Here is a 6,905-nt window from a genome sequence, read left to right as displayed (position 1 = left end):
CCGCGGCGTCGGCGAGCCAGTCGCCGACGCGGAAGCGCCTTGCCGCCGCAACCGGCGGCGCGGCGGCAGACGGCAAGGCGCTCATCGCGCAGGGCCTCGCAGCGAAGCGGCGCGCGGCGCGTCCGCCGGGCCGGAGTCTCGGTACGCATCGCGCATGGCACGACCACTCGACGAAGAAGGAACGGCGCGGCACGCCGCCGTATCACGGCGCGAGACGGCGAAGCGATCGGTCTCGACGCGAGCGGAAATGCCGCGAACCGCACTATGTTACATGTTGAAACGGATCCCTGTGCGCAATGTGATTTCGTGCAACAGGCGGCGGAATAGGCTGTTCCTGCACCGCGGCGGCGACGCCGCCCGATGCAGAACCCTTAGCGCCGCCGCGGCGGCCTCAATCTTCCCTGGAGCACTCCCATGCCCGACTATCGCCTGCAACTGCTGATCGATCCCGCCGATCTCAGCGTCATCCGCACCGCCGGCCAGCGCATCACCCTCGCCAAGCCGGTCAACTCCGACAGCTCGCCGAACGTGGTCTGGCTGTCGATCGACCCGTTCCAGAGCACCGAGGTGCAGTGGAGCGAGGAATACGGCATCTACGCCTCGACGACCGCCGTGCAGCAGGGCGCGGCGATCACCAAGCTGTCGGAAACCGGCGTGCCGGCCCAGGACGGCGCGAGCTACACCTTCACCTCGGCCGCGACCTTCAACGGCCCGTTCTCCAGCGGCGGCGTCGCGCGCGGTTCGTACGGCGCGCAGAACGACATGCCGAGCTCGAACTATCCGGTGCTGACCTTCGGCCTGACCCAGTCGGCGCTGATCAACCAGAAGCCGGCCGAGCGCAAGCCGATCTCGGCCACGCCGGTGCTCGCCACGCAGTTCGCCAACATGACGCCGTTCTCGACGGTCTACATCTGGCTGCAGTCGCAGTTCGCCAGCGAGACCATCATCACGACGATCACCGGCAAGACGTCCAAGGCCCGCTTCGGCGGCGGCGTCAACGACCTGAGCCTGAAGTACGACGCGAGCCTCGGCGTGTTCGTGCCGGTGTCGGCCCAGGGCAAGCTGATGGCCGACCACCCGAACGTCGAGCTGTCGACGCCGCTGCTGTTCTGATCCCGTCCGCGCGCGCCGTCCGCCCCGGCGGCGCGCGCCTTGCCGCCGTCTTTCCAGGAGGCTGTCATGTCTTTCCTTCTTCGCGGCCGCTACGCGCTGGCCGCTCTCGTACTGCTGCTCGCCGCGCCGCTGTGCCAGGCGCAGGTGCCGGTCTGCGACGCGCTGACCCTTTACGGCAACGCCGCCAACAGCGGCCTTTGCCGCAGCCTGAGCCCGACCACGCAGAACCTCTGGGTCTGCGAGCTCAGCGGCGTGAATCCGGACGTGCACACGACGTTCAACGCGGTCACCGCGCTGCACGTCACCGTGCGCACCGACGTCAACCCGCCGAGCTGCCAGGGCAATTCCATCCTGGCCGGCAACTGGCCGCCGGCCGGCGGCGCCGGCCTGACGATCGCGCCCGGCCAGCCGGCCCAGGTCTGCAACGTCAACATCAACAACTGGGTCGCCCGCCTGAACGCCGTGCCGCAGGTGCCGGCCGGCGGCGCGACGGCCTGTCGCGCGGGCTTTCTCGCCGCGCTGGCGGCCGGCCGCCTGAGCAATGCGGTCGCGCAGACCTATCTGAACACCTGCAACGCGCAGGCCTGTCCGTGAGCTCCTAGCCACGCGCGCCCGGACCGCGAGGTCCGGGCGCTACGGCGCATCGCCATGACCGCCTATACGCTGACCCTGCAGATCGACGCGACCGACCTGCCGACCCTGCAACAGGCCGGCGAACAGATCGTGATCGTGCGCCGCCTCGCCGATGCGGGCCGCTGCGTGACCTGGGCCGTCATTACGCTCGCGCCGTCGCATACCGTGAGCTGGAACGACGACTACGCGCTGTACGCATCGAACACGCCGAACGCGACCGGCAATCTCGTCGCCGTCGCCGCGACGACGCCGGTGACCTGGCAATGCGACTACCGCTACACGACGACCGGCTTCCAGGGTCCCGTGCCCGACGCGGGCCTCGGCACGACGACCGTGCAGCTCGTCAACCAGGTGCCGGCGGCGACGGCCGCGTCCGTGCTCGGCGGCCTGGCCCAGTCCTATGCGATCGACGGCGGCGCCGCCGGCGCGCTGCAGCCGCTGAACGCGCAGACCGTCCCGGCGCAGCAGATCACGCAATTCACCGCGAGCCAGGCGCTCTGGGTCTATCTCGCCAGCGGCCTGCAGACCGGCATGATCGTGGGCACGCCGGCGACGACGGCGGCGATGGTCGGCACGCGCCAGGTCTTCAGCCCGGCCCTGCTGCTGCAGTTCTCCGCCGCGGCGCCGAACCAGACCGCGCGCTACAGCAGCACGCTCGGCAGCTTCTACGCGACATCCGGCTGAGCCGTCGCGGACGCGAACGCAGGCGGCGCATCTTTCCCATCGGCATGCCCGGCTGCATGCACGATACGTCTCACTCCACGTCGAACATCGCCGACGCCGCCGCGCGGCGCGACACCTCGCAGTCGAGCCGGTAGCCGAGCCCGCGTTCGACGGCGATCAGCGTGCGCGCGGCGCCGAGCTTGCGCCGCAGCCGCGCGACGACGACGTCGACGCTGCGCGCGGTCGTGACCGCGGTCGTCGGATTGACCGCCTGCAGCAGCCGCGCGCGGCTCATCAGCTTGCGCGGCGACGCCGCGAGCAGGCGCAGCAACGCACATTCGCCGCGCGTCAGCCGGCGCACGTCGCGGTCGGGACCGATCAGGTGGTGCTGGGCCGGCCGGAACAGCCAGCCGTCGAACGCGTAGTCGACGTCGTCGCCGCCGCGCGCGGCCAGCGCGCGGCGCTGGAAGCCGCGGATCCGCGCGAGCAGTTCGCGCGGCGACAACGGCAGCGGCAACGCATCGTCGGCGCCGATCTCCAGCGCGAGTATGCGGCCGAGGCGTTCGTCGGCCGTGTCGCCGGCGATGATCGCAGCGCGCGTCAGGCTGCGCAGGCGGCTCAGCGCCGCGGCCGGATCGTCGAACGCGCGCAGATCGATCACGTAGACGTCGACCGTGCGCCGCTCGAGCTGGCGCCAGAGCTCGGCGGCCGTCGCGGCTCCCGCGACGCGATAGCCGCGGCTGCCGAGATAGCTGGCCAGGCCGCGCCGCGCATCGGCATCGGTGTCGAGGATCAGGATCTGCCAGGCGTCCATGGAACCACTCCGGTGAAGAATGGCCGCAGGGTGTCTGCACCGCGCCGACGACGCCTTACGCCGACCTTACCGCGCGGACCCGCTGCCACTGCCGGCACGACGGCTAACGGCGCGCACCTTACGGAAACCTTACGCCGCGCCGCGGTGCCGGCGGCGACCGGACGACGGCACCGCGGCTGGCCGTCAGACTAGGCCGGCGCCGCGACAGAACCTGAGACGCCGCATGGTTCTGCGACATATGTCAAAACGTACCTATCCACGTCTGTACACCACTGCATCGATTCGCGACACTGGCGCCGCGCCAGTCGCACCCGCGGGGGCGGGGGAATCCAGTGACCACGTTTCCTACCGGTAAAACGGCCAGGAACGGTAGGGCGTGGCCAAATGAAACGGGGAGTCTACGCATGAACGTATCCGTCCTGCGCCGCGCGCCGGCGCGCGCGACGCTGTATCTCGCCCTGGTCGCCGGCATCGCCGCGTTGCCGGCCCAGGCCCAGAACACCGCCGGCCGCGACGACCAGCGGCTGGAAACCGTCGACGTGGTGTCGACCGGCACGCGCGCCGGCAACCGCTCGGACACGGATACCGCCGCGCCGGTCGACGTGATCGGCCGCGAAGCCATCGAAGCGACCGGTGCGCTCGAGACCGGCAAGCTGCTGCAGAAGCTCGCGCCGTCGTTCAACTTCCCGACCAGCTTCGTCAGCGACGGCACCGACCTGATCTGGCCGGCGACCCTGCGCGGCCTCGGCCCGGACCAGGTGCTCGTGCTCGTCAACGGCAAGCGCCGCCACCAGCAGGCGCTCGTCAACGTGCAGCAGACCATCGGCCGCGGCTCGGCCGGCACCGACATCAACACGATTCCGATCGCCGCGATCGAGCGCATCGAAGTGCTGCGCGACGGCGCGTCGGCGCAATACGGTTCGGACGCGATCGCCGGCGTCATCAACATCATCCTCAAGGACCAGACCGACCACACCGACATCGGCGTGGAGGTCGGCGAGACCTATGCCGGCGACGGTGACCAGTACCGCGGCGCGCTGAACACCGGCTTCAAGCTCGGCGACGGCGGTTTCCTGAACCTGACCCTGGACTATCTCAAGCGCCTGGAAACCAACCGCGCCGGTCCCGACAGCCTGCGCGTGGATCCGCCGCGCGTGACCCAGCGTCTCGGCGAGGCGGACATGGAAAGCAAGCAGCTCTGGCTCAATGCGGCGCTGCCGCTGGCCGGCGGCGAGCTCTATGCATTCGGCGGCGCGTCGCAGCGCGACGGCAATTCCTCGGGCTTCTTCCGCACGGCCGGCGACGGCCGCACGATTCCGCAGCTGTATCCGAACGGCTTCCTGCCGACCCTGCTGACGACCACCGACGACCGCTCGCTAGCGGTCGGCTACCGCCATGCGCTGAATGATTCGTGGAAGTGGGACTTCAGCGTCAATCGCGGCTGGAACCAGTTCGAGTTCGCGTCCGCGAACACGGCCAACGTCAGCTATTACTACGAGCCCAGGCCCGGCGGCGGCATCTACGCCGAGACGCCGACCTCGGCCGACGACGGCAAGCTGCGCTTCAAGCAGACCACGGCGAATTTCGACCTGACCGGCGACGTGGACTGGGGCATCGGCGCCGAACCGCTGTACCTCGCCTTCGGCGCGGAATGGCGCCGCGACGGCTACCAGATCGTCGCCGGCGATCCGGTGTCCTACCAGTACGGCCGCACGAACAATCCGAACATCGTCATCACCAACGCGGCCGGCGGCGTCGCCGCGGCCGGCATCCAGGGCTTTCCGGGCTTCACGCCGGCGACCGAGATCGACGCGAGCCGGCGCAGCCTCGGCGTCTACGTCGACGCCGAGTCCTACGTGACCAAGAATTTCCTGATCGGCGCCGCGGCGCGCTTCGAGGACTACAGCGACTTCGGCAACAACGCGACCGGCAAGCTGAGCCTGCGCTACAACTTCACCGACGCGTTCTCGCTGCGCGGCACCGTGTCCAAGGGCTTCCGCGCGCCGAGCGTGCAGCAGCAGTTCTTCAGCCAGGTGTCGACCAATCTCAACGCCGACGGCACCCTGACCGACACGATCACCGCGCGCCAGGGCAGCGCCGTCGCGCGCGCGTTCGGCGTCAAGCCGCTCAAGGAGGAGTCGTCGGACAATTATTCGCTGGGCTTCGTCTGGAAGCCGAGCAACGATTTTTCGCTGACCGCCGACGTCTACCAGATCGACATCGACGACCGCATCGTGTTCTCGAGCTACATCGGCCCCGAAGCCGGCAGCGAGAACTGCAACGATCCGGCCGTCTGTCCGATCGCGCTGCTGCTGCGGCCGCTGCACGTGGGCCAGGCGACGTTCTTCACCAACGCGATCGACACCAAGACGCGCGGCGTCGACGTCGTCGCCGAATACACGACCGAACTGAGCAACGGCGCACGCCTGGGCCTCTCGGGCGCGTTCGACTTCAACGAGACCGAAGTGCTGCGCATCAACTCGCCGTCGACGTTCCTGCCGGCCTCGGTGCTGTTCAGCCGCGAACAGGTGACCCTGATCGAGGAAGGCCAGCCGCGCCAGCGCGCGACCTTGGGCGCGAACTACGGCAGCGGCGCCTGGCTCACGGACCTGGCCTTCAACTACTACGGCTCGGTCGCCGGCGAAGGCTTCACGCCGGGACTCAAGCAGAAATGGGGCGGCAAGTGGCTGACCGACCTGTCGGTGAGCTACCGCTTCAGCGACGCGCTGCGCCTGACGATCGGCGGCAACAACATCTTCGACGTCTATCCGGACAAGTGGAAATCCTCGGGCCCCGGCGAGAATCCGTTCCCGTATCTCGGCTTCAAGTACGGCTGGGAAACCCTGCCGTTCGGCATCAACGGCGGCTACTACTACGCGCGGCTGAACTACCGCTTCTGACGGGCAACCGGCAACCGGCGGTTTGCCACGCGGGAGTCCGCTTGCGCAGGGACGGTCCATCGCCTGCCGACGGCGATGGGCCGGATCGCGATTCCGGTCCAGGTTGCAGCAGGGAACCGGGACGGCAAGGACCGCGCTGGCGCCCGATCGTGGCGCCGGCGCGAGCGGCGGCATCAGTCGGTGTCGCCATCGTGGTGTTGCCGGCCGCAGCGCCGAGGCCCCCACGGCACCATCCAGTAGCGGCGCCGGCCTCGGGGCGCAACGCCCGGATACGCACCGGCCGCAGCCGCGCGCCAGAGGCTCGATGACCCGACATCGCCGCAACCGTGCTGCGGCGATTTGCCGGAATGCTTGCGCGGTCCGCGCGGCCCGTGTGCGGACGCGCGCGGGTTTTGTCGCGACCGCTGCGGGCTCGCTACCGGCCTGCCGTCGCGCCCGCGGCCGGCCTCGTCGTTTCGTTCATCTTACGGACACGAAAAGCCGATGCGGCTGCGCTAGAGTGCGGCCCGTGCCGTGTCTGACCACGGTCCTGCGGCGGATGGGGATGTTCGTTCGAACGCCGCCGCAACGTTGTTGCAGCATCGTCGCCTGCCGGCGATGCCATCGCTAACGAGGAGAATCCGATGAACCGTTTTGCTCGCCCGCTGATCGTGACCTGCGCCGTGCTCGCGCTGGCCGCCTGCCAGAAGCAGCCCGAACCGGCCAAGCCGGCCGCCGCGCCGGCTCCGGCCGCTGCACCGGCTACCACGCCGACCCCGCCGCCGGCCGCCACGCCGGCGCCT

6 protein-coding genes are annotated in these 6,905 nt (G+C 69.6%); 5 read left to right on the top strand and 1 reads right to left on the bottom strand.

The genetic code is table 11. The features are described 5' to 3' along the window. From NON22_RS18095 to NON22_RS18080, 4 genes are all read left to right on the top strand, one after another. Positions 1 to 278: hypothetical protein (locus NON22_RS18095; RefSeq protein ID WP_257388350.1), on the top strand; the 278-nt coding region annotated here is incomplete at its 5' end. 136 nt (positions 279 to 414) lie between these two features. Continuing rightward, positions 415 to 1,113: a hypothetical protein gene (locus tag NON22_RS18090; RefSeq protein WP_257388349.1), complete on the top strand. Its 699-nt coding sequence runs from the start codon at positions 415 to 417 to the stop codon at positions 1,111 to 1,113. Positions 1,114 to 1,179: 66 nt separating this feature from the next. Continuing rightward, entirely contained in the window at positions 1,180 to 1,707 is a 528-nt protein-coding gene (locus NON22_RS18085) for a hypothetical protein (RefSeq protein WP_257388348.1), read from the top strand. 54 nt (positions 1,708 to 1,761) lie between these two features. Beyond that, entirely contained in the window at positions 1,762 to 2,430 is a 669-nt protein-coding gene (locus NON22_RS18080) for a hypothetical protein (RefSeq protein ID WP_257388347.1), read from the top strand. Between the two features lie 70 nt (positions 2,431 to 2,500). Here the strand turns inward: NON22_RS18080 and NON22_RS18075 are convergent, their stop codons facing one another. After that, on the bottom strand, positions 2,501 to 3,223 hold the full coding sequence (locus NON22_RS18075) for a response regulator transcription factor (RefSeq protein ID WP_257388345.1): 723 nt from the start codon (positions 3,221 to 3,223) through the stop codon (positions 2,501 to 2,503). A 404-nt stretch (positions 3,224 to 3,627) separates the two neighbouring features. Between NON22_RS18075 and NON22_RS18070 the strand changes: the two genes are divergently transcribed. Beyond that, complete coding sequence (locus NON22_RS18070) at positions 3,628 to 6,123, top strand: TonB-dependent receptor plug domain-containing protein (RefSeq protein WP_257388344.1); 2,496 nt, start codon at positions 3,628 to 3,630, stop codon at positions 6,121 to 6,123. Positions 6,124 to 6,905: the final 782 nt, after the last annotated feature.

Origin of the sequence: Tahibacter caeni, assembly GCF_024609805.1 — a bacterium.
In the GTDB taxonomy this organism is placed as follows: domain Bacteria; phylum Pseudomonadota; class Gammaproteobacteria; order Xanthomonadales; family Rhodanobacteraceae; genus Tahibacter; species Tahibacter caeni.
This window is presented reverse-complemented; position numbering and strand designations above follow the sequence as displayed.